Source organism: Enterobacter sp. WPR_3_1, assembly GCF_003635055.1.
GTDB lineage: Bacteria > Pseudomonadota > Gammaproteobacteria > Enterobacterales > Enterobacteriaceae > Enterobacter > Enterobacter ludwigii.
The window spans coordinates 418,412-444,635 of record NZ_RBXU01000011.1; the positions used below are offsets into that span (position 1 = coordinate 418,412).

The following is a 26,224-nucleotide window of genomic DNA, read 5'->3' on the forward strand; positions in this document are numbered from 1 at the left end:
CGCCGTTACCCCAGATACTCAATCACCGACAATCCACCGTTATAATCCGTGCTGTAGATAATGCCCTGCGCATCGACAAACACATCGCATGACTGGATCACCTGCGGTCGATTCGGCCGCGTATCCATCATCCTCTCAGGCGCCGCCGGCACCAGCGCACCGGTTTCAACCGGACGGTAAGGATTGGAAATATCAAACGCGCGCACGCCGGCATTCTGCCAGGTCGCAAAAATCAGCGTTGAGCTGACAAAGCTTCCCGGCCGGTTCTCGTGCAGGTTGTGTGGACCAAAATGCGCCCCTTTGGCCACATAATCCCGCTCCTGCGGCTGCGGGAAAGTGGAAATACTCACCGGGTTCGACGGCTCGCGAATATCAAACAGCCAGATGAACTTCTCACCGTCCTCCTGGTTATCCAGCACCGCTTCATCCAGCACCACCAGCAGGTCACGATCCGGCAATGGCAGCGCGGTGTGCGTGCCACCTCCAAACGGCGGGCTCCAGTTGCGATGGCTAATCAGCTTCGGCTGCGTGCGATCCTTCACGTCCAGCAGCGTCAGTCCCCCGTCGCGCCAGCTCCCGTAAGCGGTATCCCCGGCAATAATCGCGTGGTGCAGCGCGTAGCGTTTACCTTCCGGCCAATTGGGTTGCTCACCGTCGGCCTGGTTCATCCCCGGCAACCACCAGCGCCCGGCCACCTCAGGCTTTTTCGGGTCGGCCAGATCGATCGTCAGGAAAATATAGTCGGTAAAGCCGTCGATCAGCGCCGAAACATACGCCCAGCGCCCGCCGACGTACCAGATACGGTGAATGCCGATGCCGCTCAGGGATAAAAAGCCGATCTCACGCGGTTTGTCAGGGGTGGAGATATCAAACACCCGCAACCCGGCGCTCCAGCCCTTATCCTGCACGTCGCGTACGGTTTCCCCTACCTGACGGGTGTAGTAGACCTTTTCGTCAGCGAAACGGGCATCCGCGAACAAGTCTCGCGCATTAATGACCAGCAGGAGATCGTCGTGCGCCTGGAGATGAACGTTCCAGGTGCCGGGCGGCGCGGGCATATAGCCTGCCGGTTTGGGATGTTTCGGGTCGCGCACGTCCACAATGGAAAAGCCCTGCGAGACCATATGCCCGATGTACGCGAAACCGCGATGCACCATCAGTTGCACGCCGTCCGGGCGACCGCCCTGGTCGCTATGGCCAATCAGCCGCATATTGCGGCTGTATTCAGGCGTGGGAAGCACACTCATTGATGTTTCGCTTCAAGCGTCGCAAACCACGGGGCGATAAAATCTTCGGTCTGACCCCAGCCTGGAATGATTTTCCCCAGCGACGCCACGTTCACCGCGCCTGGCTGTGCGGTCAGCAGCGCCTGCGGGATCGCCGCCGCTTTGAAATCATACGTGGCGGGTGTGGTTTCACCGGCAATCTTGTTGGCAATCAGACGTACGTTGGTTGCACCAATCAGCTTCGGATCCACCGCCACGCTCACTTTCCACGGGCTGCCTGGCTCGCGCATCAGCTGAAGATCCTGGTTTGAGATATCGATGCTGTAGAGTTTGATTTCGGTGCGGCCGTTCTCTTTCAGGGCTTTGTAGGCTCCCTGGCTGAAGGCATCCCAGGTTCCCCAAATGGCGTCAATTTTGCCTTTCGGGTATTTCGCCAGAATAGCGCCCACTTTATTCGCGGTATCTCCCTGCACGTCAGACGAAACGGCACCGATAGACTCCAGCTCTTTAATGTCCGGATACTGCTTCTGCAGCGCTTTATAGGCTGCCTGACGACGTTCCATCGGCGGGAAACCAGCAACCCACAGCTTCACGATGTTGGCTTTACCGTTGAAATCTTTCGCCAGCTGGCCGAAGGAGAGATGGGTCAGGGAAGCATCATCCTGCTGGGTCACCGTTACCCCGGGAATGTCGCCCTGAACGGCGGTATCAAACACCGACACTTTAATGCCGGCATCGACGGCTTTTTTCACCAGCGCGGTCGCATAGGGGTCGCGCCCCTGAGAGAGGATAATCCCGTCATATTTCTGGCTGATCGCCTGATTAACGAAGTCCTGGAATTTGGCGTCGTCGCCATTGCTCAAAAAGGTGCTGACCTTAAAGCCGAGCTTTTTGCCTTCCTGAATGGCACCGGCGACAAACTGCGTGGTGTTGTCGTCAGAGCCGAGGTTACGGATCACCGCAATGCGGATGGGGCCGTCATGATTTGCAATGGCGGGCGGAAGCGGTGCGGGGGTTGCCGCAAGGCCTGGCAGCGACGTCAGTAACCCTAATGCCACCAGAGAGAGGGTGATTTTTTTCATTCTGTTTTCCCGTTGTGTTGTGATCAATCGTTAGCGTTTTTGTATGTAGGTAATCGCCAGCGCCACGGCGAGCACCAGCCCTTTTATAATGTCCATCGCGTAATAGGGTACGGAAAGCATCACCAGACCGTTCGACAGCACGCCAAGAATGACTGCCCCGACGAGCGTACCCAGCGCGTTCGGTTTTCCGGACCCCGCGAGCGAGAAGCCAATCCACGCCGCCGCAACCGCATCCATCAGATAGCCGCCGCCCGCATTCACCTGTGACGAGCCAATCCGCGAGGCCAGTAAAATGCCGCCTAATCCGGCGAGCAGAGAGGCAATCACGTAGGCCGCCACCTTGTAGCGCGTGGTGCGAATACCGGAGAGACGTGCCGCCTCCGGATTACCGCCGATGGCATACATGCGTCGTCCATGGGTGGTCAGTGACAGCCCCAGCTGTGCGAGGATCGTCACCACCAGCATGATGATCACGATAGTCGGCACCTGTCCCAGCAGGCTGAACGCCGCCGGAATGGCCCCTTCAGCCATGTCGCCGCTCGGCAGTACCATGTTTTCGGTAATTGACCCGCCGTAGCTGTAGGTCATCGCCACGCCCTGGATAACAAACAGGCTGGCAAGCGTGGCAAGCATGTCCGGGATCCGCAGGATGACAATCAGAAACGCGTTAAACAGGCCAACCAGGGTACAGAGCGCCAGGGTAATCAGTATCGATTCGGTAGTGCCGAAGCCGTACCAGACGAACAGTGACACCACCAGCGCGTTAGCCAGCGATGCCGTTGAACCAACCGACAGGTCAAACCCGCCGATGGTCAGCGAAATTGACACCCCGATAGCAATTACCGTCACGATGGCAATGGAGCGCAGGATATTGATAATGTTGTTCGGATCGAGGAAGTTGTCCGACGCCAGGCCAAAGATGGCCACCAGCGCCACCACGGTCAGCAACATGCCCCACTTGTAGAGAAAATCAAAAATTTGCTGACGACCAGACGCTGCCGCCGTCACTGAAAGGGCCTTGCTCACGACGCCGTTCCTCCGGTTGAATAATAAAGTAGTGTCTCTTCGTGGGCCTCGGCCCCGGCGATTTCCGCCACGATACGTCCGTCCCACAGCACGCAAATGCGATCGCACAGCCCCACCAGTTCAGCGAACTCACCGGAGGCGTAAATCACCCCTTTGCCCTCGCGCGCCAGGCCGTCAATTAACTGGAACAGATCGGTTTTCGCTTTGACATCGACGCCTTTGGTCGGCTCATCGAAAATCAACACGCTGGCGTCGTTGCGCAGCCACTTGCCGATGGCAATCTTCTGCTGGTTGCCCCCCGACAGACGACGCAGCACCTGCCCCGGCCCACGCGCACGCACGCCGACGCGGGCAATCACCTCTTCCGCCCAGCGCCACGCCTGACGGTGGCCGAACAGGCTCCAGCGCGAGAAGCTGTTATCCGCGGTGACCGCCAGGTTCATGCTCACCGGTTCATCAATAAAAATGCCCTCTTTGCGCCGCTCCTCCGGTACCAGCGCCAGACCGCGCAATACCGAATCCGCCGGATCGCGCGGCTGCCAGGGCTGATGATTTAGCTCACCGCGCGCAACACGGCTTTTGCTGGCCCCAAACAGCGCCTTGCAGAGTTCCGTTTTGCCCGCTCCCGCCAGCCCGGCAATGCCCAGAATTTCGCCTTTTCGCAGGTGCAGGGAGATATCTTTCAACAGCGCGTCATCGTGCAGCCCTTCCACGCGCAGTAACGTCTCGTCACTGTGCGCAGGACGGGCCGGCGGATAGATATCGTTAAGCTCATGGCCAAGCATCTTCTCAACGATTGCGTCACCGCTGAGGTTCGCCATCGGGCCGGATTCAATCAGCTTGCCGTCGCGCAGCACGGTTAAGGTGTCGCAAATAGCGTTCAGTTCGTGAATACGGTGAGAGATAAACACCACGCCAATCCCCTGCTTTTGCATACGTCTCACTACGGCGAAAAGCCGTTCGCTTTCATGGCTATCCAGCGGCGCGGTCGGTTCATCCAGAATCAGAAAACGGCAGTGGTGTGAGAGCGCCCGCGCCAGCAAAATCTGCTGCTTTTCTGCCAGCGTGCAGGTGTCGACGATGCGTCGCACATCCAGAGCGATACCCAGCTGCGCCAGCGCCTGTTTCGCCTGCTGGCGGATTGCGCGCCAGCGATAGCGATGCCCCGGCTGTGCGAGCTGATCGAGCATGATGTTTTCGGCAATGCTCAGCCCTGGTATCAGCGCGACGTCCACTTCCTGCTGCACCAGGTGGATACCCAGCCGTTTGGCATCAAGCGGCTCGCGGATCGTCACCGGCTGGTTATTAATGCAGATCTCACCTTCGTAGCGATCGTAAGTGCCGCACAGCACCGCCATCAGCGTCGATTTCCCCGCGCCGTTTGCGCCGGTCAGCGCATGCACGGAGCCGCCCATTAACGTCAAATCCACGCGCGACAACGCCTGAAAGCCGGAAAAGGCCAGGCTGATACCGCGCATCTCAAGGCGACTGGAAACCATCCGCGTTAAATCCTTCTTTCATATTGTGATTTATCGAATTTTTCACAGCTCCGGTTGACTGACAACGACGGAAAAGGCATAAGATAAAGCGAAATATTATTAGCCATCTGGATGTCCAGACATAACATCGGGTTAGCGCTTGCTAAAAAAAGGACAACACATGAGCAACACCGATATCCGCGTCGTACCAGGCCCGGCGAACTATTTCTCGCATCCGGGAAGCCTTGCGCACCTGAATGATTTCTTTACGCCGGAACAGCTCTCCCGCGCGGTGTGGATTTATGGCGAACGCGCCATTGAAGGCGCGCGCCCTTTCCTGCCGGAAAGCTTTCACGCGCCGGGGGCAAAACATCTGCGCTTTAAAGGGCACTGCAGTGAACGTGACGTCACCGATCTGGTGACGGCGTCTGGCAATAACGCCAGCGTGGTGATTGGTGTCGGCGGTGGCGCACTGCTTGATACCGCCAAAGCGGTGGCGCGCCGTCTCGGCGTGCCGGTGGTGGCTATTCCCACCATCGCCGCCACCTGCGCCGCCTGGACGCCGCTCTCCGTCTGGTATAACGATGCCGGTCAGGCGCTGCAGTTTGAGGTGTTCGACGATGCTAACTTCCTGGTGCTGGTGGAACCGCACATTATCCTCAAAGCCCCAGCGGAGTACCTGCTGGCAGGCATCGGCGATACACTGGCGAAGTGGTATGAAGCGGTGGTCCTGGCCCCACAACCCGAACACCTGCCTTTGACCGTACGCCTGGGGATCAACGGCGCGCTGGCGATCCGTGACGTGCTGCTTTCCCGTAGCGAAGAGGCGCTGGCCGACCAGCAGCGTGGCGAAGCGACGCAGGCGTTCAGGGATGTTGTGGATGCCATTATTGCCGGGGGCGGAATGGTGGGCGGTCTGGGCGAGCGCTATACCCGCGTGGCGGCCGCGCATGCGGTGCACAACGGTTTAACCGTTTTGCCGCAAACGGAAAAATACCTGCACGGTACCAAAGTGGCCTACGGCATCCTGGTGCAAAGTGCGCTGCTCGGCCAGGATGACGTGCTGGCCGAGCTGGTGGCGGCCTATCAGCGCTTTACCCTGCCCACCACGCTTCGCGAACTGGAGGTGGATATCAACAACCGCGACGAGCTGGACAAGGTCATTGCCCATACGCTGCGCCCGGTGGAATCTATCCACTATTTGCCGGTCGCGCTCACCCCTGAGGTTCTGCGCGCCGCGTTTGAGAAAGTGGAATCCTTCAGCCGTTAATCGTTCCGACCGACTATACCTAATGATGATTCTCATCACTCTCGCAACGAGGTCATCATGCAGATCGATTTAACAGGTAAGAAGGCGCTGGTTACCGGCGCCAGCCGTGGGTTGGGTCGTGCCATCGCACTTTCACTGGCACGCGCCGGTGCCGATGTGGTTATTACGTATGAAAAATCCGCCGACAAAGCCCAGGCGGTCACCGAAGAGATAAAGGCGCTTGGGCGCCACAGCGAGGCGATTCAGGCCGACAGCGCCAGCGCACAGGCCATTCAGGATGCGGTTACCCATGCGGCGCGCTCCCTGGGCGGGCTGGATATTCTGGTCAACAACGCCGGGATCGCACGCGGCGGTCCGCTGGAGTCCATGACGCTGGCGGATATTGACGCCCTGATTAACGTCAATATCCGGGGCGTGGTGATCGCCATTCAGGAAGCGCTGGTGCATATGTCTGACGGCGGGCGCATTATCAACATCGGCAGTTGTCTGGCAAACCGTGTGGCGATGCCCGGTATTGCCGTCTATTCGATGACCAAATCTGCACTCAACTCCCTTACCCGGGGTCTGGCTCGCGATCTCGGCCCGCGCGGCATTACCGTGAACCTTGTGCATCCTGGCCCGACAAACAGCGATATGAACCCGGAGGATGGAGAACAGGCTGAATCTCAGCGCCAGATGATTGCGGTGGGACATTACGGCCAGCCGGAAGACATCGCCGCCGCGGTCACCTTCCTGGCCAGTCCTGCCGCCGGACAAATATCCGGCACGGGACTGGATGTCGATGGCGGGTTAAACGCCTGATCGCATGTTGAATGTAAACAAAAGCAGATCAGCCTTTGTTTACCGAAAGAGGGTTAACAGCACTTCGCGCCGCCCTTGCCGCCGTAACGGGCGTCCTGGCGGTCGCGGAAGAAAGCTTCATAGGTCATTGGCGTCTGGTCAGGGTGGTTGACGCGCATATGCTCGACATAGTTGTCGTAATCCGGAACGCCGATCATCATTTTGGCGGCCTGGCCCAGGTATTTTCCTGCTTTGGAGAGGGTGTCGAACATAGTGGATGTCTCGTCTTTGATCCCCTCTCCCCGGCGGGGAGAGGGTGAGGTTGAGCGATTAATGCGCCCCTTTCGCCTGGGTCACAATCTCTTCCAGGTTCTCAGGCATTGGCTCATACGGTGTCTCTTTTGCCGTCGGCTTGTCTTCTTTCAGCGCCGCCAGTGCAGTCTTCAGAGAATACAACGCCAGCACCACAACCACCACCATAAAGAAGATGGTCAGTCCGGCGTCCAGACGGTTGTTAAACACCAGCTGCGACAGCTGTGATTCCGTATATTGCGCCGGGATCTTACCGCTGTCGATCATCGCCTGGAACTTGTTGGCGATAGCCAGGAAGCCCACCTTGTTGTCCGGGCTGAAGGCTTTCTGCCAGCCTGCCGTCAGGGTACAAATCAGCAGCCATGCGGTCGGCAGTAACGCCACCCACGCATAACGCTGACGCTTCATCTTGAACAACACTACCGCACAGAGCATCAGCGCCATGCCCGCCAGCATCTGGTTGGCAATACCAAACAGCGGCCACAGGGTGTTAATCCCCCCCAGCGGATCGACGACGCCCTGATGGAGGAAATATCCCCACGCCAGTACGCACAGCGCCGTTGCCAGCAGGTTCGCCGGTAATGAATCGGTACGTTTCAGGTTCGGTGAAATCACCCCCAGCAGATCCTGCAGCATAAAGCGTGCCGCACGCGTTCCTGCATCCACCGCCGTCAGAATAAACAGCGCTTCAAACAGAATGGCGAAGTGATACCAGAACGACACGTCCATCAGCCCGCCCAGCGCGCCGTGCAGAATATACGCCATGCCCACCGCCAGCGTTGGCGCGCCCCCCGCACGGGAAATAATTGACTGCTCGCCCACTTCACTGGCGATATGGGTCAACGTGTCAGGGGTAATGGCAAAGCCCCAGCCGCTTACCACCTGCGCGGCAGACGCCACCACGTCAACGGTGCCGGCCGGTGCCAGCAGCGCCATTGGGCTGTTCATCGCGAAGTAAACGCCCGGGTCGATAATACAGGCCGAGACCAGCGCCATTATCGCCACGAACGATTCCATCAGCATGCCGCCGTAGCCAATCAGGCAGGCCTGATTCTCATTGGCGAGCATTTTCGGCGTGGTACCGGAGGCAATTAGCGCGTGGAAGCCAGATACCGCGCCACAGGCGATGGTGATAAACAGGAACGGGAACAGGTTGCCGGTCCAGACCGGGCCGGTGCCATCAATAAATTTGGTCAGCGCAGGCATGGTCAGCGTCGGGCGCATAATCAAAATGCCGATTGCCAGCCCCACAATCGTGCCGATTTTCAGGAAGGTGGAGAGGTAATCGCGCGGGGCCAGCAGCAGCCACACCGGCAGCACCGCCGCCACAAATCCGTACCCTACCAGCATCCACGTCAGCTGTACGCCGGTGAAATCGAAGAACGGCGCCCACGTCGGGCTCTCAGCCACCCAGCCGCCGGAGATAATGGCAAACACCAGAAAGACCAGGCCGATGACCGACACTTCACCAATGCGTCCCGGACGCAGGTAGCGAATGTAGATCCCCATAAACAGCGCCAGCGGAATGGTAAAGGCCACGGTATAGGTTCCCCACGGACTGTGGGTCAGCGCTTTCACCACGATCATCGCCAGCACCGCGAGGATGATCACCATGATCATAAAGGTCGCGATCAGGGCGATCACCCCGGCCGTGGCTCCCATCTCCTCTTTCACCAGCTCACCAAGCGAACGTCCGTCGCGGCGGGTGGAGACGAACAGCACCATAAAGTCCTGCACCGCACCGGCCAGTACGACGCCCGCGAGGATCCAGATCATCCCCGGCAGGTAACCCATCTGCGCCGCCAGGACTGGCCCCACCAGCGGGCCCGCGCCGGCAATCGCCGCAAAATGGTGACCGAACAGCACTTTCTTGTCGGTAGGCACATAGTCCAGACCGTCGTTATGACGAACCGCAGGCGTCATGCGCGTGCCGTCGACCCCTAACACCGTCTTCGCGATATAGCGGCCATAAAAACGGTACGCGATCAGATAAATACAGACCGAGGCGACAACGATCCACAGCGCGTTGATCTGTTCCCCCCGGTTGAGGGCGATATAGCCCAGGGCAAATGCTCCCACAACGGAGAGCCCTGCCCACGTAAGGTATTTCCCTGAGTTGTTCATAGTTGTTGTCCGTTGTTGTGAAACAGTGAGATGTTACATTTTGTTTCTAGAACAACGCTCAAAATTTAACAACTTTGAAACGCAATAATGCGTGGTCAAACCAGACATTTACACCACATTGTTAAGCCGATCACCTTCCGCTGAAACACCCCTGCCGCCACGGGTCACACTTTTGCCTTTTTCGTCCTGACACCGCCTTACGAAATGATTTGTATCATTTTTTTTGCTCAAAACCTCGCCAGAATGACCCTGCGCAATCGCGTGCATACAAGGAAAAGGATATGAACAGTTCAGTACCTCAGGATCTCAAGGTCGGGCCCGGCGCGTACGTTGCGCTGGCATTCGCAGCCGTTTTCTTCTCTGGCCTGCTGGGCGGAAAAGAGTGGTACGGCGTGTTTGATTTCACCACCCTCAACGGTGCGTTTGGCAAGGTGGTCAGCAAGGCCAGTCTTGAAGACGGCACCCTGACCACCGCCACCAGCGCCTTTCGCGGTACCGGCGGCAGTGGCGCAATGGACGGGTTTCTCTTTGCGCTCGGTTTAATTCCGGCCGTGATGTTTGCCCTCGGGATGATCAACGTGCTGGAGCACTATGGTGCGCTGCGTGCAGCACGTAAGCTGTTAACGCCGCTGCTGCGCCCGCTGCTGGGTATTCCGGGCACCACCGGGCTGGCGCTGATTGGCAGCCTGCAGAGCACCGATGTGGGTGCATCCCTCACCCGCAACCTGTCCGATGAAGGGCAGATTAGCGAAAAAGAGAAAGACGTTTTCGCCATGTTCCAGTTCTCCGCCGGGGCGATGATCACCAACTTTTTCTCCTCTGGTGCCATCCTCTTTACCCTGGTCGCCGTTGACGGGACGGCCGCGGTGCCGACCTCCATTGGTGCCTGCATCGCCGTGATGTTCATCATGAAGATTGTCGGCGCGAATCTGCTGCGCCTGATCCTGACCGTCATCGGCAAAGATGCCCCTGAGCAACAACCGACACAAGGAGAGACCGTATGAGTGCCCCACAATCTCATCCCGTGATTACCGATGTGTTTGTCGAAGGCGCACGCAAGGGCTGGAGTATTGCCACCGGCAGCACCCTGCCCAACGTGGTCATGGCTTTTATCATCATTAAGGCGCTGGAAATTACCGGGGCACTGAAAGGGCTGGGGATGATCTTCTCCCCGCTGATGGGCCTGTTTGGCCTGCCGGGTGAAGCGGCTGCCGTGCTGATTGGCGGCTGGATGTCGATGGGCGGCGGTATCGGCGTGGCGATCGGCCTGTTTGATAAAGGGATTATTACCGGCGAGCACCTGGCGATTCTGGCACCTGCTATCTATCTGATGGGCTCACAGGTGCAGTATCTCGGCCGCATTCTGGGTGTGATCGGCACCCGTGCCAAACGTATTCCGCTGATGATTGCCATTTCGGTCATCAACGCCTTCTTAGCCATGCTGTTGATGCGCATTATTCTCTGAACAGGACGTTATTATGAACCTTGACCATTATATTGAAGAGCTGAAAACCCTGGTGAACGTGGACTGCGGCACCCGTACTGTCGCAGGCGTCGAAACCGTGGCTGGCATTATTGAAACGCTCTGGCAGCGCGAAGGCTGGCACACCGAACGGGTCAATCTGGGCGACAAGGTCGGCCCGGGCGTATTCGTCAGTAATAAGCCACAGGCGGCACAGTTCGACGTTCTGCTGGTCGGCCATCTTGATACGGTATTTGCCCCCGGCACCGTCGCCGAGCGTCCGCTGAGCGAGGACGCCACCCGTCTTTATGGCCCTGGCGTATCGGATATGAAGAGCGGCCTGCTGAATATCTTGTGGGCGATGCGTGAGCTGGACGCAGCCGACCACGATCGTCTGGCCATTGCGATCGCCATGAATCCCGACGAGGAGACCGGCTCCGTCTATTCACACGAATGGATTGGCGAACTGGCAAAACGCGCCCGCTGCGTGCTGGTATGCGAAGCCGCGCGCGCCGACGGTTCGCTGGTGAAGGCTCGCAAAGGGATGGCAGGCTATCACCTGACGTTCAGCGGCGTGGCGGCACACGCGGGTAACGAACCGGAGAAAGGCCGCTCGGCGATAACCGCCCTGGCAAACAGCATTATTGCCATTAATGCCCTGACCGACCAGGAACGTGGCACCACGCTCAACGTCGGCGTGATCCACGGCGGCAGCGCGGCAAACGTGGTGGCCGATAAAGCCGTTGCCGAGCTGGACGTGCGTTTCTGGGAAAACGATGAGTACAGCCGGGTGAAGCAGGCGCTGGAGGCATTGTGTGAAAAAGGCTTTTTAGAGGGCGTCACGACCTCGCTGACGCGCGTGAACCACAAACCGGCGATGGCAGCGAGTAAAGCCACGCAGGCGCTGATGCAGCAGGTTGAAGCGGCAGGTCAGGCGGAAGGAATAGCCATTACCTGGCAGGCGGTCGGTGGTGGCAGTGATGCCAACCACACCGCCGCGCTGGGCATTCCGACCCTGGACGGGCTGGGGCCAATCGGTGCCGGGTTCCACAGCCCGGCGGAGTGGCTGGATAAAGCGTCGATTGCGCCGAGAATACGCTTGTTGAAGCGGGTGATTTCGATGCTGTAAGCCTTATCCCTCTCCCCAACGGGGAGAGGGATGTTGACCGTGCAACGCTAGCCCAAAATTTGGGTACTCAACCGGCAGGTACAGCACCGCCGTCCCTGCTCGTCGAACACCACAATCTCCCAGCTCTGGCTGGTTCGCCCAAGATGCAACGGCTGACACACTCCGCGCACCTTCCCATGCGATACCGCGCGATGGTGCGTTGCGTTCAGTTCCGTTCCCACCACGCTTTGTCCGTCGCGGGTCATCAGAAACCCGGCCATCGACCCCAGCGTTTCCGCCAGCGCCGCCGACGCCCCGCCGTGCAGCAGACCGAACGGTTGATGGGTACGCGCATCCACGGGCATTTCGGCCTCAAGCGTATCGTCACCGATGCGGGTATAGACGATGCCCAGATGCGCCACCATGGAGTTCAGACTGGTGGCGTTCATTTCTTCACGCGATAAGTGACGTTTCCAGATCATCTACGCCCCCAGCGTGGAGCCGCCGTCCACCACGATATCCTGCAACGTGATATGGCTGGCAGCATCGGAGGCGAGGAACAGCACCGTGCTGGCAATCTCCTGCGGACGGGCGATTTTGCCCAGCGGAATACCGAGCTTGAACTGCTCGCCAAAGCCGCGAATACGCTGCTGCTCAGCATCGTCGCTTTTCCACAGGGTGCGCTGCATATCGGTATCCGTTGACCCGGGCGACACCAGATTACAGCGCACGCCACTGCCCGCCAGCTCAAGCCCGACGGTCAGCGCCAGGCTTTTTAGCGCCGCTTTCGACGCACCGTAGGCGCTCATGCCGATACGCGGCGTGTGGGCCGCGTCAGACGCCACGGTGACAATCGCCCCGCTTTGCTGGCGACGGAACTGGCCCATCGTCTGCTGGAACAGGTTAAATGCCCCGCCGACATTAACCGCGAAGGTCTGCTGCCAGTCCTCCTGCGCAATCTGGTCGGTCGCGCCCATACGCAGAATTCCCGCCGCGTTCACCAGCACGTCCAGACGCTCAAGCCTTGCCAGCGCGCGCCCGCACACCTCGCGGACCTGTGCGGCATCCGCGATGTCCAGCGTTTCGGTGGCAAAGGGATACGCTTCCTCCGGGAAGGCCAGGTCGAATCCGGTGACCTGCGCGCCCGCTTCAACAAACGCCCGCGCCGTCGCGTAACCGATGCCCTTACCCGCGCCCGTTACCCAGACGGTTTTGCCGGTAAAATCGAACCCCGCCATCACTTCACCTCGCGGGAGAGCAGCGCCCACCAGGCGTCGAGGGTGGGATTTTTCGCCAGCATCACAAAGTCGATATCGCCGTGCACTTTGCGCCAGCGGGCGGCCAGCGCCATCATGCGCACCGAGTCCAGACCGTAGTCGATCAGGTTTTCGTCATCCATCGGCTCATCTGATTCATCCAGCAGCGGCAGGATGATGTCACGCAGCGCCGCTTTCGTGGCCGGAATAGACGGCAGCAGGTCGTCCGTCATGACCACCCGGCCGGCGCGCCCTGCGACGTAGTTCAGGGACATCAGGTGCTCATCGCGGGTAAAATCGGCCAGCGCATCGGCGATAAAGAACGGTTTGATATCCCGCATAAAGGCGTCTGTAGCGGTCGTCATGCAGCCAATATGGGCGTAAACCCCGGTGATCAGCAGCTGGTTGCGCCCCGTCTCTTTCAGCATCAACTCCAGCGGCGAGCGGTGGAACGCGCTGTAGCGCCACTTCACCAGTACCGTATCGGCTTCATCCGGCGTCAGCTGAGATACAATGCGCTGCTGCTCTGGTGAGCGGGTCAGCCCCGGTCCCCACATATCGTTCAGCAGGGCGCGGTCTTCATCGCTTTGCGCTTTCGGCTGCGCGGTGTAGTAAACCGGAATATTGTGTTGCTTGCAGTAATCGCGAAGTCTGGCGATATTCGCGACCACCTGGGCCATCATCGGGCTGTTTTCGCCCCAGAAGTTCAGGAAATACTCCTGCATATCATGGATCAACAGCGCGGCACGTTCTGGCTCAAACGCCCAGTTCACTTTGTTGTCTGGCAGGTCTGCGGCCGTCGGCAGCGCATAAGCGGTTAATTGTGGAATGGCCATACTCTGTTCCTTAGCCCCGGGCGCGTTCAGCTAGCCACAGGCGCAACTGTTTCTTATCGACTTTGCCGACGGGCGTTAACGGAAGCGCATCAACGCTCTCCACGCGGTCCGGCAGTTTAAATTCTGCAACGCCCTGCTCACGCAGGAAGCGGCGCACCTCCACCGCACGCAGTGGCTCTTTCACCACCAGATACGCGCAGCTCTTTTCACCCAGCAGGCTGTCCTCCATGCTCACCAGGGCCGCGTGGATCACCGCGTCGTGGCGCAGCAGCAGGTTTTCAATCTCTTCTGCGGCAATCTTTTCGCCGCCGCGGTTGATCTGATCTTTCTCCCGTCCCTGAACGATGATGTAGCCCTGTTCGTCAATGGCGATCAGATCCCCGGAGCAGTAAAAGCCGTCCGCATCAAAGGCGCTGGCGTTGTGCTCCGGACTGTTGAAATAGCCGCGGAAGGTATACGGCCCGCGGGTCATCAGACGCCCGACTTCACCGCGCGGGAGCGGATTACCGTGCTCGTCCGCCACCCACACTTCGTCATCCGGGCACATCGGGCGCCCCTGCGTATTGATAATGCGTTCCGGCGTATCATCGAGCGCGGTGTAGTTCACCAGCCCTTCCGCCATACCAAACACCTGCTGCAGCTGGCAGCCAATTTCTGCCGGAATACGCGCCGCGAGCGACGCGGACAGGCGCGCCCCACCGACCTGCAGCAGCGTCAGCGATGAGAGCGGAGCATTCCCTGCACCGTCGGCAATCGCCTGCAGCCACAGGCTGACCGCCGGGGGCACCAGCGAGGTAACCGTGATCTGATGTTTTTCTATCAGCGGGAAGCAGATTGTGGCGCTCGGATCGTTTGCCAGCACCACGCAGCCCCCCGCCGTAAAGACGCCTAACGAGCCGGGCGAGCTCATGGCGTAGTTATGGGCCGCTGGCAGCGCATTCAGATAACGCGTGTCCGCGGTAATCCCGCAGATCGCATTGCTGCGACGGATGCTGTAGTCATAGTCGTTATGCGTACGCGGGATCAGCTTCGGCGTGCCGGTGCTCCCGCCCGAGAGCTGGAAGAACGCCACTTCGTCGGCAGGAGTCGGGTTCGGAATGAAATTTTCTGCCGGATGCGCAATCGCCGCGTCCAGCGCATGTTCACCTTTGTCGCCGCGCAGCAGCACGACGCGTACCGAACGGTGCTCATCGACAAAAGTATTGAGGAAGTCATCCCCTGCAAACAGGGCGTGCTCGCGATCGGCTATCAGCAGCGCAGGTTTGATCTGCGCGGCGTAGGCGTTCAGCTCCGAGCGCTGATGGCTAAAGAGCGCATTGACCGGCGCCACGCCCACCTGCAGCAGGGCGAAAAAGGTCATGTAAAACTCGCACACGTTGCCAAGCTGCACCAGCGCCGTTTCACCGCGATGAAGCCCCAACGCCTGCAGCCGCGATGCCAGGTTATTCACGGCCTGGTTAAACTCGCGGTACGTTATGCGACGGTCACCGTCGACGATCGCCACCGCATCGTTATTCTCCTGATCCGTCAGGATGTGGGTCAGCGGCAGATCCTGCCAGTAGCCTTTTTCACGGTAGCGCCGGGCAAAATCCTCGGGCCAACGGGTAAAGGGAAGGGTCATGAGTGTTCCTTAATGCAAACCGAAAACATTGAGCATGGTGGAGAGTTTTACGCCGGTTTCACGCCACTCGCCCACGGGTGAAGAGGCCGGGACAATGCCCGCGCCGGCAAACAGACGAACGGTATTCTGCTGCAGACGTGCGCAGCGGATGGTGACCACCCATTCGCCATTGCCTTCACTGTCACACCAGCCGACGATGCCGCCGAACAGCTCGCGATCGAACGGCTCCAGCCCGGCGATCAACGCCTTAGCAGCCTGATGCGGGAAACCGCTCAGGGCTGGCGTCGGGTGCAGCAGGCAGGCCAGCGTCAGCGCGTTTTCGTTTTCACGCGCCTCACCTTCCACCGGCGTGGCCAGATGCCAGAGCGTGGGGGTGGTGATCAACTGTGGGGAGGACGGCATGCTGAGGTGATGGCTGCGCGGTTTGAGAATGGCTTTCATCGCCTGGGTCACCAGGTCATGCTCGTGACGATCTTTTTCGGACGCCAGCAGCTTGTTGCCCGCCTCACGATCCAGCACGTCATCCGGCTGACGACGCGCGGAGCCTGCCAGCGGCAGAGAGCTAAAATGCGCCCCTTCTTTACGCAGCAGCAGTTCCGGGCTTGCGCCGAGCAGCACGCCACCGTCTTCCAGCGGTACGTGGAAGTTGTAGCTGGCCGGGTTCTGGGCTATTAGCCGCTCCATGAGCGCACCGCTATCAATCGGTTTGTCGGTGACGATATCAATCAGGCGCGACAGCACCACTTTATTCACCTGCGGCGTGGCGGTGAGGGCAGCCACGCGGGCGACCATCTCTTCAAATACCGGCTGCGGCGGGATCTCGGCGCGTTTTTCCACCTTCAGCACCTGTGAGCCAGCAACATAGCGGGCGGACTGCTGACGCGCCGGGCGAGAAAAGGTCTGCCAGCGTTGCGGAATAAACAGCGACGACGGCTTGCGGGTATCAAACGGAATGGCACCCACCATCACAGGATGGGCAATGCCGCTGGCTTTTGCGTTGCGGAAAGCCTGGGCTAATTTCTGCTGAAACTGTCCTGCCGGATCGTCACCCCCGACGGCGGATTCAGAGAAGCGGGAAAAACAGCCGGACGTGGTAAAACTGCGGTAAGGCGACATAAAGAAAAAGCTGTCTGATTGCAGCGTGCTGGCGGTGTGCTGAACTTCCTCAGCCAGGGACGTATCCATTTCATCCTCCTAAAATGATAAAGGCAGTAATAATGATTATCATTTATATTTACGCTCGCTAACCTAATCTCACATCGCCTCGGTGTCAACCGCAGAGCAAACATCTTCTTCGGGTAACGCTTGCATCCCGTCGTCGCAGACATGAAAATGAGAAGCATTAACTTCAACAGAAACAGGATGCCACGTTGTGAAATGTCTTGCCGTCTGCCGTAATCCCCTGCTTTTCATCGGACTTTTTGTTTTAGGACTTACCTCAGCGCTTGCCGCCGACTGGCCGCGTCAAGTGACAGACAGCCGCGGCGTGCATACGCTTGAGCACAAACCGACGCGCATCGTCTCCACCAGCGTGACCCTGACCGGCTCCCTGCTGGCGATTGACGCGCCGGTTATTGCCAGCGGCGCCACCACGCCCAACAATCGCGTGGCGGATGCGCAGGGATTCCTGCGCCAGTGGGGCGATATTGCAAAACAGCGTCAGCTTGCGCGTCTGTACATTGGCGAGCCGAGCGCCGAAGCGGTGGCCGCCCAGATGCCGGACCTGATTTTGATCAGCGCCACCGGCGGGGATTCGGCGCTGGCGTTGTATGATCAGCTTTCAGCTATCGCGCCGACGCTTGTTATTAACTACGACGACAAAAGCTGGCAGGCGCTGCTAAAACAGCTCGGCACAATCACGGGTCAGGAAAAACAGGCCGCCGAGCGCATCGCCGCGTTTGATAAGCAGCTTGCCCAGGTGAAACAGCAGATGACATTACCGCCGCAGCCGGTGAACGCCATCGTCTACACCGCCGCCGCACACTCGGCAAACCTGTGGACGACGGAATCCGCTCAGGGCCAGTTATTACAGCAGCTGGGCTTTACGCTGGCTGAACTGCCTGCCGGATTGCACACCTCAAAAAGCCAGGGTCAACGTCACGATATTATTCAGTTAGGCGGGGAAAATCTGGCTACCGGGCTGAACGGCGAAGGGCTGTTCCTGTTTGCCGGTGATCAGAAAGATGTGGATGCGATTTACGCCAATCCGCTGCTGGCGCACCTTCCAGCCGTGCAGAACAAGCGCGTCTGGGCACTGGGAACAGAGACGTTCCGCCTGGATTATTACAGTGCAATGCGGGTACTGCAGCGTTTAGACGCACAGTTCAGGTAAGAGGCTAACCCGGCCCTCTCGGTGAGAGGGCCGGTGTGAACGCGTCAGGCCGCACTGTCGTTCAACACAACCTCCTGCCTGAACCGACGCAGCTCAACCAGGACCACCAGCAATATCACTCCCAGCATAGCCAGGACAAAGCCGCTGCTGCTCGCTGAAGCCACCGGGGTCATTATCGCCCCCAGCCCGCCGAGGATAGCCGCGCCAATGGCATCGCCCGTCACGTTCTGTGCGGTCCACAGACCGTTGATACGCCCCAGCATCCCTTCCGGTGTCTGGGTCTGAATCAGGGTGTACTGCAGCAATGAACTGATGGCGCTTAGCCAGCCAAAAATCACCAGGCACATTACGCCCAGTGCCCATACCGGCATCAGGCTGAAGAAACCAATCGCAATAAACGACGCCAGGGTAGCCAACAGCATGATCAGCCCGGGACGCGCACTCTGCGCCAGGTTACCGCTGGTCAACGCGCCGCATGCCGCGCCGAGCGGAATAGCCGCGTACAGCACGCCGATTTCCGACGCGCTCATCTGCCACACGCCCGCCAGCGCCGGGTAAAGCACGCGTACGGCGCTGGCCATCGTCAGCAGACCGCCGAGCAGCGCAATGCCACCTATCAACGGATTGCTGAACAGAAAACGGATCGCGGCCATCAGTGATGTCAGCGGATGTTCGCGCGGCTGTGGCGGAGGCGGCAGACGCGGCAAACGCAGGAGCGTGAGCGTAGTGATAAAGGTGCCCGCCGCCGCCAGCCCATAGTTCCATGCCACGTTGCCGGTCGCCAGCAGCAGGCCACCGACCATCGGTGAAATTACCGACCCGAGGCGCACGGTCAGCATGGTGATTGCCCCCGCCTGCATCAGGTTTTCGCGCCCGACCAGCGCGGGCGTGGCTGCCAGCAGCGCCGTGACGCCGAGTGACGCAAAAAAACCGTCCCACAGACCGAGGGCGTAAATGGCAATCAGTGACGGCTCCGGCAGCATGGCGTTCAGACACAGCCCGATAAAGCCTACGCCGCACGTGCCGCGTGCCAGCAGGATCAGTTTTTTACGCTCATACCGGTCCGCCAGCACGCCGCCCACCATCAGGCCGATAAACATCGCCCCACCGGTTAAGGTGACCGAAAGCCCCACCAGCCAGCTGGAGTGGGTCATGGACTGGATCTGCACCGGCACGGCAACGCCAAGCAGGCCGAGGGAGAGGATGGAGATAAAACGGGCGATAAAGACAGCGCGGTATGCGGGGTGCGTCTTCAGCAGGCTGAGGTTGAGCAGCCAGGATTTTTGATTCATGACAAGGCCTTGAGTGTATTTCTACCAATTCCATTGGCGCACATGCTAACATAGCCAAATAAGATAGATAACGATAATCACTATCATTATCAAATCATGGATGTTGCTATGTCGTTTTCCTCTTCCGCGGTGCGCGCCGTTGCCGTGCCTGTGTTATTGCTACTGTTAATCCTTGCGATTGCACTCAGTTTGCTGGTCGGCGCGAAGCCGCTGCCCGCGTCCGTTATTGTCGATGCGTTCACTGGCAGCTGTCAGAGCGCCGACTGCACCATCGTGCTTGATGCCCGCCTTCCCCGTACCCTTGCCGGACTGCTGGCAGGAGGGGCGCTGGGTCTTGCCGGTGCCTTAATGCAAACGCTCACCCGTAACCCGCTGGCCGACCCCGGTATTCTTGGGGTAAACAGCGGTGCCAGCTTTGCGATTGTGCTTGGCGCGGCGCTCTTCGGTTTTACCTCTCCGTCTGAACAACTGGTGATGGCCTTCTGCGGCGCGCTGGCGGCATCGCTGGTGGTGGCGTTTACCGGTAGCCAGGGTGGCGGACAGCTGAGTCCGGTACGCCTGACGCTGGCGGGCGTGGCGCTCGCCGCCGTGCTGGAAGGGTTATCCAACGGCATCGCCCTGCTTAACCCGGATGTTTACGACCAGCTGCGCTTCTGGCAGGCCGGTTCGCTGGATATCCGCACCCTGGCAACCTTAAAAGTGGTGGTGATCCCGGTCGTCATTGCCGCCGCCGTCGCGCTGTGTTTAAGCCGTGCGCTCAACAGCCTGAGCCTCGGGAGCGACACCGCAACCGCGCTCGGCAACCGCGTGGCGCGTACGCAGCTAACGGGTCTTGTCGCGATCACCGTACTGTGCGGCAGCGCAACTGCGGTAGTCGGCCCCATTGCTTTTATCGGCCTGATGATGCCCCACATGGCACGCTGGCTGGTGGGTGCCGATCACCGCTGGTCGCTGCCGGTCACGCTGCTTGCTACCCCTGCCCTGCTGCTGTTCGCGGATGTTGTGGGTCGCCTGCTGGTGCCTGGTGAACTGCGCGTCTCGGTGGTAAGCGCGTTTATCGGTGCACCGGTGCTGATCTTCCTCGTGCGACGTAAACGCGGAGGTGGCGCATGATGGCCCCGTCCCGACGTTTAGTCACCAGCGTGTCGTTGCTGGCCGTCGTCATTCTGATGCTGGCGGTCTGGAGCCTGCGCAGCGGCGCGGTCACGCTCGATTTCGCGCAGGTTTTTAACGCGCTGCTTGGCAGTGCGCCGCGCAATGTCACCCTGGTGGTCACCGAGTGGCGACTGCCGCGCGTGGCGATGGCGATTCTGGTGGGCGCGGCGCTCGGCGTCAGCGGTGCCATTTTTCAGTCGTTGATGCGCAACCCGCTTGGCAGCCCGGACGTAATGGGGCTGAACACCGGCGCCTGGAGCGGCGTGCTGGTGGCGATGGTGCTGTTTGGTCAGCACCTGACGGCCATCACGTTCACCGCGATGACCGGCGGGATTGTCACCGCGCTCATTATCTGGGCGCTGGCCTGGCGCAACGGTATCGACACCTTCCGCCTGATCATTATCGGTATCGGCATTCGCGCCATGTTAATGGCTTTCAACACCTGGCTTTTGCTGCAGGCTTCGCTCGACACCGCGCTCTCTGCCGGGCTGTGGTATGCCGGTTCACTCAATGGCCTGACGTGGGGCAAAACCTGGCCCGCTGCCCCGCTAATCCTCGTAATGTTTATTGGCGCGGTGTTGCTGGTACGCCGGATGCGCCTGCTGGAGATGGGCGATGACAGCGCCTGCGCGCTGGGCGTGGGCGTTGAGCGCTCGCGCCTGATGCTGATGCTGGTGGCGGTGTTACTGACCGCTGCCGCCACCGCCATCGCCGGGCCGATCTCGTTTATCGCGCTGGTTGCACCGCATATTGCCCGGCGCATCAGCGGCACGGCGCGCTGGGGATTAACCCAGGCGGCGCTGTGTGGCGCAGCGTTACTGCTGGCCGCTGACCTCTGCGCCCAGCGGTTATTTATGCCTTATCAACTTCCGGTAGGCGTCGTGACCGTCAGTCTCGGCGGGATTTATCTCATCGTCTTGTTAGTTCAGGAGTCACGCAAGAAATGACAAACAGTACAACCCGCTTGCGCGGCGAACACTTAACCCTCGGCTATGGCAAAAAAATCATTGCCCGTGACCTGACGGTGGCTATCCCGGATGGCCATTTTACGGCGATTATCGGCCCGAACGGCTGCGGTAAATCGACCCTGCTGCGCACCCTCAGCCGCCTGATGACGCCGGTTGAGGGCTGCGTGTATCTCGACGGTGAGCAGATCCAGCGCTTTGCCAGCAAAGAGGTGGCGCGCCGTATTGGCCTGCTGGCGCAAAACGCCACCACGCCTGGGGATATCACGGTGCAGGAACTGGTCTCGCGTGGGCGCTATCCGCATCAGCCGCTGTTTACTCGCTGGCGTAAAGAGGATGATGAGGCGGTGAAGCGGGCGATGCAGGCGACGGGCATTACCGATCTGGCCCGGCAAAGCGTGGATACGCTCTCCGGTGGGCAGCGCCAGCGGGCGTGGATTGCGATGGTGCTGGCGCAGGAAACCGCCATCATGCTGCTGGACGAGCCAACCACATGGCTGGATATCAGCCATCAGATCGATCTGCTGGAGTTGTTGAGCGAGCTGAACCGCACGCAGGGCTATACGCTGGCGGCCGTGCTGCATGATTTAAATCAGGCATGCCGCTATGCCACACATTTGATTGCGTTGCGCGACGGCGAAATTGTGGCGCAGGGTACGCCAAAAGAGATTGTGACGCCGGATCTGATCGCGCAGATCTACGGCATGCGCTGCATGATTATCGACGATCCCGTGGCCGGTACGCCGCTGGTGGTGCCGTTGGGCAAGCGTGCAGTCTGATGCCCTCACCCTCTCCTGGAAGAGAGGGTGAGAGTGAGGGGAAACCGCTACCCCAATATCGCCTTCAGCACCGGTCCTATCGTCTCAAACGCCTGCGGTGAAATGATATCCACGTGGGCGCAATCCTGGCTGTAAACCTCCAGTTCCCCCACCCACGGCGCCCAGGCCTGCTGCGGATCCAGCGTTTGCGTGCGCCCGGCAACAAACAACGTCGCTTTACCGTCGAACCGTGAACTGTGCGCCGTTGTCAGCAGGCGGACGGCATCGGCGTAATTCCCTTCGATGGCGTTAAAGAGCTCGCCAGAGCCTTGCCCCTGCTGCGCGGCGATAAACGCCTGACGCTCGCGTTCAATTTCTGCCAGTACGTCCGGATCGAGACCATTGGCCTCTTTCTCTGCCCAGTTCTGGGTTTCCGGCGGCCAGGTATCCAGCAAGCCGAGAAACGCCACCGCGTCCCCCTGCTCGCGCAGACGGGCCGCAATGCCCTGCGCCAGCGTGCCGCCAAGCGAGTAGCCGAACAGATAATACGGCCCCTGCGGCTGTTGCGCGCGCAGCGTCTGCAGATGATGTTCGATCACCTCGTCCAGCGTAGCGCACTGCTGCATCGGCCCTTCCGGACGCGGCGACTGAATGCCGGTGATTGACCAGCGCGGGCTGAGATAGCGCGCCAGCACGCTAAACTGCCAGGCAAAGCCGGATGCCGGATGGAAGCAGAACAGCGTCGGACCGTTGCTTTCACGCAGCGGCAGAAGGGTCTCGTAGCCCAGACGCTGTGCCTGTTCGTCATTCATCGATGAATCCAGCAACGCGCTGAGCATGCTGACCGTTGAGGCCACCATAATCTGCCCCGGCGTGACCCTGCGGGCAAACGTCCGGCTGAGCTGCGCGGCCAGGCGCATCGCCAGCAGGGAATGACCGCCGAGGGCGAAGAAATCGGCCTCGATGTCGTTCACCTCACAGCCGAGCAGGGCAGAAAATGCCTGCGCGACGGCCACTTCAGCGTCTGTTTCTGGCGCCCGCCCGGACGTCTTGCGGGTCAATTCCGGCAACGGAAGCGCCTTGCGGTCAAGCTTTCCGTTGGCAGAGAGCGGCAGCGCACTGATTTGCAGCAGCACCACCGGCACCATATGGGGCGGCAATTGAGCTTTAAGCGAGTGCAGCAGCGCATCGCGGTCCAGCGGCAAGCCGGACCCGGAGACGACATACCCTACCAGCTGTCGGGCATCGCCCCCGGTTGCCGCCGCCTGATTAAAGACGCACGCGTGCGCTACGGCCTGCGCCACGTCAGGCAGCGAAAGCATCGCACGATCGATTTCGCCAAGTTCGATACGCTGACCACGAATTTTCAGCTGATCGTCACTGCGGCCCAGATATTCCACCGCGCCGTTATCCAGCCAGCGCGCCACGTCACCGGTGCGGTACATCCGCTCGCCAGGTGCAAAGGGATCGGCAATGAAGCGGCTGGCGGTCAGGTCCGGACGACCGAGATACCCCTGCGCAAGCTGGGTCCCGGTAAGGTAGAGGTCACCGGCCACGCCGAACGGCACCGGACGCATCATCGCATCCAGAATGCGCAGCCCCGTATTCCACACCGGGAAGCCAATCGGCACGCTGTTGCCCGCCACCGCCGCCAGTTCCGGACCCGACGCCGGATACCAGCTCACGTCCACCGCCGCTTCCGTTGGACCATAAAGGTTATGCAACGGGACATGAGTAAGGTGCTCCCACTCCCGACACAGTTCTGTCGGCAGCGCTTCCCCGCTGCAGAACACCTGCTTCAGGGTCTGACAGCAGTCGGCATTTTCCGGCGTCAGCGAGGCAACGAATGCCGCCAGCATCGACGGCACAAAGTGTGTCGTGGTCACGCCATAATGCGCGAAGAAGTTCTGCATCGCCTGCGGATCGCGGTGCGCATCCGGCTCGGCCATCACCAGCTTCGCGCCGGCGATAAAGGGCCACCAGAACTCCCAGACCGAGACGTCAAAACTGCACGGCGTCTTCTGCGCCACCACGTCATGCGCGTCCAGCGGATAGTGATCCTGCATCCACATCAGGCGGTTAACGATGGCGGTATGCCCTACCATCACGCCTTTTGGCCGCCCTGTTGAGCCTGAGGTAAAGATGATGTACGCCGTGTGCGCCGGCTTTGCCAGCCGTAGCGGTTCACTGCCCGCAGGGGGTAATAGTGTGTTGTAACTAAATACAGGTACCGGCAGATCGCTAAAGCGTGAAAGCTGATCGTCAGAGGCGATCAGCAGGGACGGTTTCGCGTCCTCCAGCATCATGCGCAGACGATCGTCCGGGTAACCGGTATCCAGCGGCAACCACGCGGCGCCCACCTCCACGATGCCGTGCAGCGCCAGGGTAAGAAACACCGAGCGCGGCAGGGCTACCGCCACGCTGTCGCCAGGCTTAACGCCGCGTTCCCGCAGTAATGTCGCAAGAGCCACCACCTGCTCGCGCATCTGGCGGTAATTCAGTTCGATGTGCGCATCAGCAAGCGCGGGGGCATCCGGCGTTTTGCCCGCCTGGTCTGCCACCAGCTGAGCCAGCGTGGTTGACGGTAGCGCCAGCCCGGTATCATTGATACGCGCCAGCTGCTGGTATTCCTGCTCTGAAACGGTTTCTGCTTCGCCGCAGCGCAAATCCGGGTTGGCAGCAAACTGCATCAGCATGGCGTTCAGGCGTGCAACGTGGCGCGTTAGCGTCGCTTCATCGTAGCGCTGCTTATTGGCAAGGATTTCAATACTCAGGCCGCCCTGCTCGTCCGGGAACAGCGCCAGTTCAAGGTCATTGACCGGGCCAGTGGCCAGCGTATGGGTGATGGCGTCCACGCCATCCATATCCAGCTGATAATCAAACACCTTGACGTTCAGTACCGGGCCAAACAGCGCGTCATCGCCCGTGGCACGTCCGCTGTCGCGCACGATCTGCTCGGCGTCATAACGCTGATGGCGACGCATTTTTTTCAGCTGATTTGCCAGACGATGCGCCAGCGCAGGCAGGCTTTCGTGCGGGGCAATGTTCACCGCCAGCGGCAGCACGTTCAGCACCGGACCGGTTGCCGTTAAGGCCGCCGATCCCATTCGGCGCATAAAGATAAACCCGGCGGCGTAGTCCAGCCGTCCGGTCAGACGCCCGATCCACAGCGCCACCAGCGCAAGCGCCAGATCGGTACGCTGAACCGGCCCCGCCGCCTGAGCAAGCCGGGTAAAGGCACGGCGGTCAGCCGTCACCTTCAGACGCAGAATATCGGTGGTCACCGCACGGCCCGGCAGCGGTGCCGACGACAGCGAGACTGGGGAAGAAAGCTGCTTACGCTGCTCCGCCCAGAACGCCCCGTCGCGCTGATACGCTTCGCTATCGCGATAGCGCCGGCACTCCTCCACCACCTCGGCGAAAGGGGTAAACGGCGACGCGGGCGTAGGCTCGCCGTTTTGCCATGCGCGATAAATGGCGGCGATCTGGCGGGTAATCGCCGGAAAACTGAAGCCATCCACCACCAGATGATGATATCGCTGATACCAGTACCAGTGCCCTTCGCCTACCTGAATCAACTGATGGAACGCCAGCGGCTGACCGCTGTCCACGCGCAGGTTCTGGTTTAAATCCGCCGCCATCAGGGCCATCGCCGCGTCATGGGATTCGGCGCTAACCACGGACGGTTCAGGCAGTGACATAGCGTCATCCACCCACTGCCACACCTCGCCATTCTCTTGCACAAAACGCATGCGCAGGGTGTCGGCCTGCCTCATCCCTTCAACAATGGCTTTTGCCAGCAGCGGTGCGTCAATATTGCCCTTCAGCTCGGTGTAGTGCGCCACGCTCCAGGCGTTTGGCAGGGAGGAAAGCTGCTCCGCCATCCAGATACCCGGCTGGGCGGCGACAAGGGGAAGACGGTTCATGCTTTCTCTCCCGCAAAATACGACGGTTGCAAGGTTTGCCAGTGGTCGGCGAGCCACTGCTGACAGGCTTCCTGAGATTGTGCTTCACAGACCACGCGCCAGCCCGCCGGCAGCTGGCACTGCTGCGGCCACAGACTGTACTGTCCCTGGTCGTTACGCAAAATCGCAAACTGACCCTGCGGATTATCGAAAGGGTTGCTGAATTCCATACAGAC

23 protein-coding genes are annotated in these 26,224 nt (G+C 60.0%); 9 read left to right on the forward strand and 14 right to left on the reverse strand.

The features are described from left to right. Positions 1–5 precede the first annotated feature (5 nt). Genes BJ887_RS16100 through BJ887_RS16115 form a run of 4 tightly spaced genes read right to left on the reverse strand, consistent with a single transcriptional unit; the run spans position 6 to position 4,833 of the window. Positions 6–1,247: an LVIVD repeat-containing protein gene (locus BJ887_RS16100; RefSeq protein ID WP_025204688.1), complete on the reverse strand. Its 1,242-nt coding sequence runs from the start codon at positions 1,245–1,247 to the stop codon at positions 6–8. Next, complete coding sequence (locus BJ887_RS16105) at positions 1,244–2,308, reverse strand: sugar ABC transporter substrate-binding protein (protein WP_020885017.1); 1,065 nt, start codon at positions 2,306–2,308, stop codon at positions 1,244–1,246. The genes BJ887_RS16100 and BJ887_RS16105 overlap by 4 nt, the downstream gene beginning before the upstream one ends. 30 nt (positions 2,309–2,338) lie before the next feature. Further along, positions 2,339–3,334, reverse strand: coding sequence for an ABC transporter permease (locus BJ887_RS16110; protein WP_121340105.1), 996 nt, complete (start codon positions 3,332–3,334; stop codon positions 2,339–2,341). Beyond that, complete coding sequence (locus tag BJ887_RS16115) at positions 3,331–4,833, reverse strand: sugar ABC transporter ATP-binding protein (protein ID WP_121340106.1); 1,503 nt, start codon at positions 4,831–4,833, stop codon at positions 3,331–3,333. Before BJ887_RS16115 ends, BJ887_RS16110 begins: the two co-directional genes overlap by 4 nt. Before the next feature lie 160 nt (positions 4,834–4,993). On the opposite strand from BJ887_RS16115, the gene BJ887_RS16120 reads away from it, so the two are divergent. Together BJ887_RS16120 and BJ887_RS16125 are read left to right on the forward strand one after the other, a co-directional pair. Further along, entirely contained in the window at positions 4,994–6,082 is a 1,089-nt protein-coding gene (locus BJ887_RS16120) for an oxidoreductase (protein ID WP_121340107.1), read from the forward strand. A gap of 57 nt (positions 6,083–6,139) precedes the next feature. Continuing rightward, on the forward strand, positions 6,140–6,883 hold the full coding sequence (locus BJ887_RS16125; RefSeq protein ID WP_014169080.1) for an SDR family NAD(P)-dependent oxidoreductase: 744 nt from the start codon (positions 6,140–6,142) through the stop codon (positions 6,881–6,883). Between the two features lie 53 nt (positions 6,884–6,936). Here the strand turns inward: BJ887_RS16125 and BJ887_RS16130 are convergent, their stop codons facing one another. Both BJ887_RS16130 and cstA read right to left on the reverse strand, forming a co-directional pair. Continuing rightward, complete coding sequence (locus BJ887_RS16130; protein ID WP_014169079.1) at positions 6,937–7,134, reverse strand: YbdD/YjiX family protein; 198 nt, start codon at positions 7,132–7,134, stop codon at positions 6,937–6,939. Positions 7,135–7,192: 58 nt separating this feature from the next. Further along, a complete protein-coding gene (gene cstA / locus BJ887_RS16135; RefSeq protein WP_014169078.1) occupies positions 7,193–9,298 on the reverse strand; it encodes a pyruvate/proton symporter CstA in 2,106 nt (701 codons plus the stop codon). 281 nt (positions 9,299–9,579) lie between these two features. On the opposite strand from cstA, the gene BJ887_RS16140 reads away from it, so the two are divergent. From BJ887_RS16140 to BJ887_RS16150, 3 genes are read left to right on the forward strand one after another with little or no spacing between them, the layout of a single operon-like run. Beyond that, positions 9,580–10,302, forward strand: coding sequence for a nucleoside recognition domain-containing protein (locus BJ887_RS16140; RefSeq protein ID WP_020885022.1), 723 nt, complete (start codon positions 9,580–9,582; stop codon positions 10,300–10,302). Further along, complete coding sequence (locus BJ887_RS16145; protein ID WP_014169076.1) at positions 10,299–10,763, forward strand: YjiG family protein; 465 nt, start codon at positions 10,299–10,301, stop codon at positions 10,761–10,763. The genes BJ887_RS16140 and BJ887_RS16145 overlap by 4 nt, the downstream gene beginning before the upstream one ends. A gap of 13 nt (positions 10,764–10,776) precedes the next feature. Beyond that, positions 10,777–11,889, forward strand: coding sequence for a M20 family metallopeptidase (locus BJ887_RS16150; RefSeq protein ID WP_113656466.1), 1,113 nt, complete (start codon positions 10,777–10,779; stop codon positions 11,887–11,889). Positions 11,890–11,936: 47 nt separating this feature from the next. Here BJ887_RS16150 and entH read toward each other — a convergent pair whose 3' ends face one another. The 5 genes from entH to entC are packed head-to-tail and all read right to left on the reverse strand — an operon-like array spanning position 11,937 to position 16,766. Continuing rightward, complete coding sequence (gene entH / locus BJ887_RS16155; RefSeq protein WP_014169074.1) at positions 11,937–12,350, reverse strand: proofreading thioesterase EntH; 414 nt, start codon at positions 12,348–12,350, stop codon at positions 11,937–11,939. Continuing rightward, on the reverse strand, positions 12,351–13,106 hold the full coding sequence (gene entA / locus BJ887_RS16160; RefSeq protein WP_032681442.1) for a 2,3-dihydro-2,3-dihydroxybenzoate dehydrogenase EntA: 756 nt from the start codon (positions 13,104–13,106) through the stop codon (positions 12,351–12,353). Beyond that, the gene (locus tag BJ887_RS16165; protein WP_014169072.1) at positions 13,106–13,960 is read right to left on the reverse strand and encodes an isochorismatase; all 855 of its coding nucleotides are present in this window, start codon (positions 13,958–13,960) and stop codon (positions 13,106–13,108) included. The genes entA and BJ887_RS16165 overlap by 1 nt, the downstream gene beginning before the upstream one ends. 10 nt (positions 13,961–13,970) lie before the next feature. Beyond that, positions 13,971–15,581, reverse strand: coding sequence for a (2,3-dihydroxybenzoyl)adenylate synthase EntE (entE, locus tag BJ887_RS16170; protein WP_121340108.1), 1,611 nt, complete (start codon positions 15,579–15,581; stop codon positions 13,971–13,973). 9 nt (positions 15,582–15,590) lie between these two features. Further along, positions 15,591–16,766: an isochorismate synthase EntC gene (gene entC / locus BJ887_RS16175; RefSeq protein WP_121340109.1), complete on the reverse strand. Its 1,176-nt coding sequence runs from the start codon at positions 16,764–16,766 to the stop codon at positions 15,591–15,593. Positions 16,767–16,953: 187 nt separating this feature from the next. On the opposite strand from entC, the gene fepB reads away from it, so the two are divergent. Then, positions 16,954–17,913, forward strand: coding sequence for a Fe2+-enterobactin ABC transporter substrate-binding protein (fepB, locus tag BJ887_RS16180; RefSeq protein ID WP_025204698.1), 960 nt, complete (start codon positions 16,954–16,956; stop codon positions 17,911–17,913). 44 nt (positions 17,914–17,957) lie between these two features. Here fepB and entS read toward each other — a convergent pair whose 3' ends face one another. Then, the gene (entS, locus tag BJ887_RS16185) at positions 17,958–19,205 is read right to left on the reverse strand and encodes an enterobactin transporter EntS (protein ID WP_014169068.1); all 1,248 of its coding nucleotides are present in this window, start codon (positions 19,203–19,205) and stop codon (positions 17,958–17,960) included. A 108-nt stretch (positions 19,206–19,313) separates the two neighbouring features. On the opposite strand from entS, the gene fepD reads away from it, so the two are divergent. Genes fepD through fepC form a run of 3 tightly spaced genes read left to right on the forward strand, consistent with a single transcriptional unit; the run spans position 19,314 to position 22,104 of the window. Beyond that, positions 19,314–20,318, forward strand: coding sequence for a Fe(3+)-siderophore ABC transporter permease (gene fepD, locus BJ887_RS16190; protein ID WP_121340110.1), 1,005 nt, complete (start codon positions 19,314–19,316; stop codon positions 20,316–20,318). Then, complete coding sequence (gene fepG / locus BJ887_RS16195) at positions 20,318–21,307, forward strand: iron-enterobactin ABC transporter permease (protein WP_025204701.1); 990 nt, start codon at positions 20,318–20,320, stop codon at positions 21,305–21,307. The genes fepD and fepG overlap by 1 nt, the downstream gene beginning before the upstream one ends. Further along, positions 21,304–22,104 (forward strand): iron-enterobactin ABC transporter ATP-binding protein, encoded by an 801-nt coding sequence (fepC, locus tag BJ887_RS16200; RefSeq protein ID WP_121340111.1) that lies wholly within the window; start codon positions 21,304–21,306, stop codon positions 22,102–22,104. The genes fepG and fepC overlap by 4 nt, the downstream gene beginning before the upstream one ends. Positions 22,105–22,151: 47 nt before the next feature. Here fepC and entF read toward each other — a convergent pair whose 3' ends face one another. After that, positions 22,152–26,009 carry an enterobactin non-ribosomal peptide synthetase EntF gene (gene entF, locus BJ887_RS16205; RefSeq protein WP_121340112.1) on the reverse strand — a complete coding sequence of 1,286 codons (3,858 nt, stop codon included), beginning with the start codon at positions 26,007–26,009 and terminating at the stop codon, positions 22,152–22,154. After that, positions 26,006–26,218 carry an MbtH family NRPS accessory protein gene (locus BJ887_RS16210; protein WP_014169063.1) on the reverse strand — a complete coding sequence of 71 codons (213 nt, stop codon included), beginning with the start codon at positions 26,216–26,218 and terminating at the stop codon, positions 26,006–26,008. The genes entF and BJ887_RS16210 overlap by 4 nt, the downstream gene beginning before the upstream one ends. Between the last annotated feature and the right edge of the window lie 6 nt (positions 26,219–26,224).

Bases quoted from the DNA above. Each gene is read 5' to 3' on its own strand.
- BJ887_RS16100 (WP_025204688.1), bottom strand. From the start codon at position 1,247: ATGAGTGTGCTTCCCACGCCTGAATACAGCCGCAATATGCGGCTGATT.
- BJ887_RS16105 (WP_020885017.1), bottom strand. From the start codon at position 2,308: ATGAAAAAAATCACCCTCTCTCTGGTGGCATTAGGGTTACTGACGTCG.
- BJ887_RS16115 (WP_121340106.1), bottom strand. From the start codon at position 4,833: ATGGTTTCCAGTCGCCTTGAGATGCGCGGTATCAGCCTGGCCTTTTCC.
- BJ887_RS16120 (WP_121340107.1), top strand. From the start codon at position 4,994: ATGAGCAACACCGATATCCGCGTCGTACCAGGCCCGGCGAACTATTTC.
- BJ887_RS16125 (WP_014169080.1), top strand. From the start codon at position 6,140: ATGCAGATCGATTTAACAGGTAAGAAGGCGCTGGTTACCGGCGCCAGC.
- BJ887_RS16130 (WP_014169079.1), bottom strand. From the start codon at position 7,134: ATGTTCGACACCCTCTCCAAAGCAGGAAAATACCTGGGCCAGGCCGCC.
- cstA (WP_014169078.1), bottom strand. From the start codon at position 9,298: ATGAACAACTCAGGGAAATACCTTACGTGGGCAGGGCTCTCCGTTGTG.
- BJ887_RS16140 (WP_020885022.1), top strand. From the start codon at position 9,580: ATGAACAGTTCAGTACCTCAGGATCTCAAGGTCGGGCCCGGCGCGTAC.
- BJ887_RS16145 (WP_014169076.1), top strand. From the start codon at position 10,299: ATGAGTGCCCCACAATCTCATCCCGTGATTACCGATGTGTTTGTCGAA.
- BJ887_RS16150 (WP_113656466.1), top strand. From the start codon at position 10,777: ATGAACCTTGACCATTATATTGAAGAGCTGAAAACCCTGGTGAACGTG.
- entH (WP_014169074.1), bottom strand. From the start codon at position 12,350: ATGATCTGGAAACGTCACTTATCGCGTGAAGAAATGAACGCCACCAGT.
- entA (WP_032681442.1), bottom strand. From the start codon at position 13,106: ATGGCGGGGTTCGATTTTACCGGCAAAACCGTCTGGGTAACGGGCGCG.
- BJ887_RS16165 (WP_014169072.1), bottom strand. From the start codon at position 13,960: ATGGCCATTCCACAATTAACCGCTTATGCGCTGCCGACGGCCGCAGAC.
- entE (WP_121340108.1), bottom strand. From the start codon at position 15,581: ATGACCCTTCCCTTTACCCGTTGGCCCGAGGATTTTGCCCGGCGCTAC.
- entC (WP_121340109.1), bottom strand. From the start codon at position 16,766: ATGGATACGTCCCTGGCTGAGGAAGTTCAGCACACCGCCAGCACGCTG.
- entS (WP_014169068.1), bottom strand. From the start codon at position 19,205: ATGAATCAAAAATCCTGGCTGCTCAACCTCAGCCTGCTGAAGACGCAC.
- fepD (WP_121340110.1), top strand. From the start codon at position 19,314: ATGTCGTTTTCCTCTTCCGCGGTGCGCGCCGTTGCCGTGCCTGTGTTA.
- fepG (WP_025204701.1), top strand. From the start codon at position 20,318: ATGGCCCCGTCCCGACGTTTAGTCACCAGCGTGTCGTTGCTGGCCGTC.
- fepC (WP_121340111.1), top strand. From the start codon at position 21,304: ATGACAAACAGTACAACCCGCTTGCGCGGCGAACACTTAACCCTCGGC.
- entF (WP_121340112.1), bottom strand. From the start codon at position 26,009: ATGAACCGTCTTCCCCTTGTCGCCGCCCAGCCGGGTATCTGGATGGCG.
- BJ887_RS16210 (WP_014169063.1), bottom strand. From the start codon at position 26,218: ATGGAATTCAGCAACCCTTTCGATAATCCGCAGGGTCAGTTTGCGATT.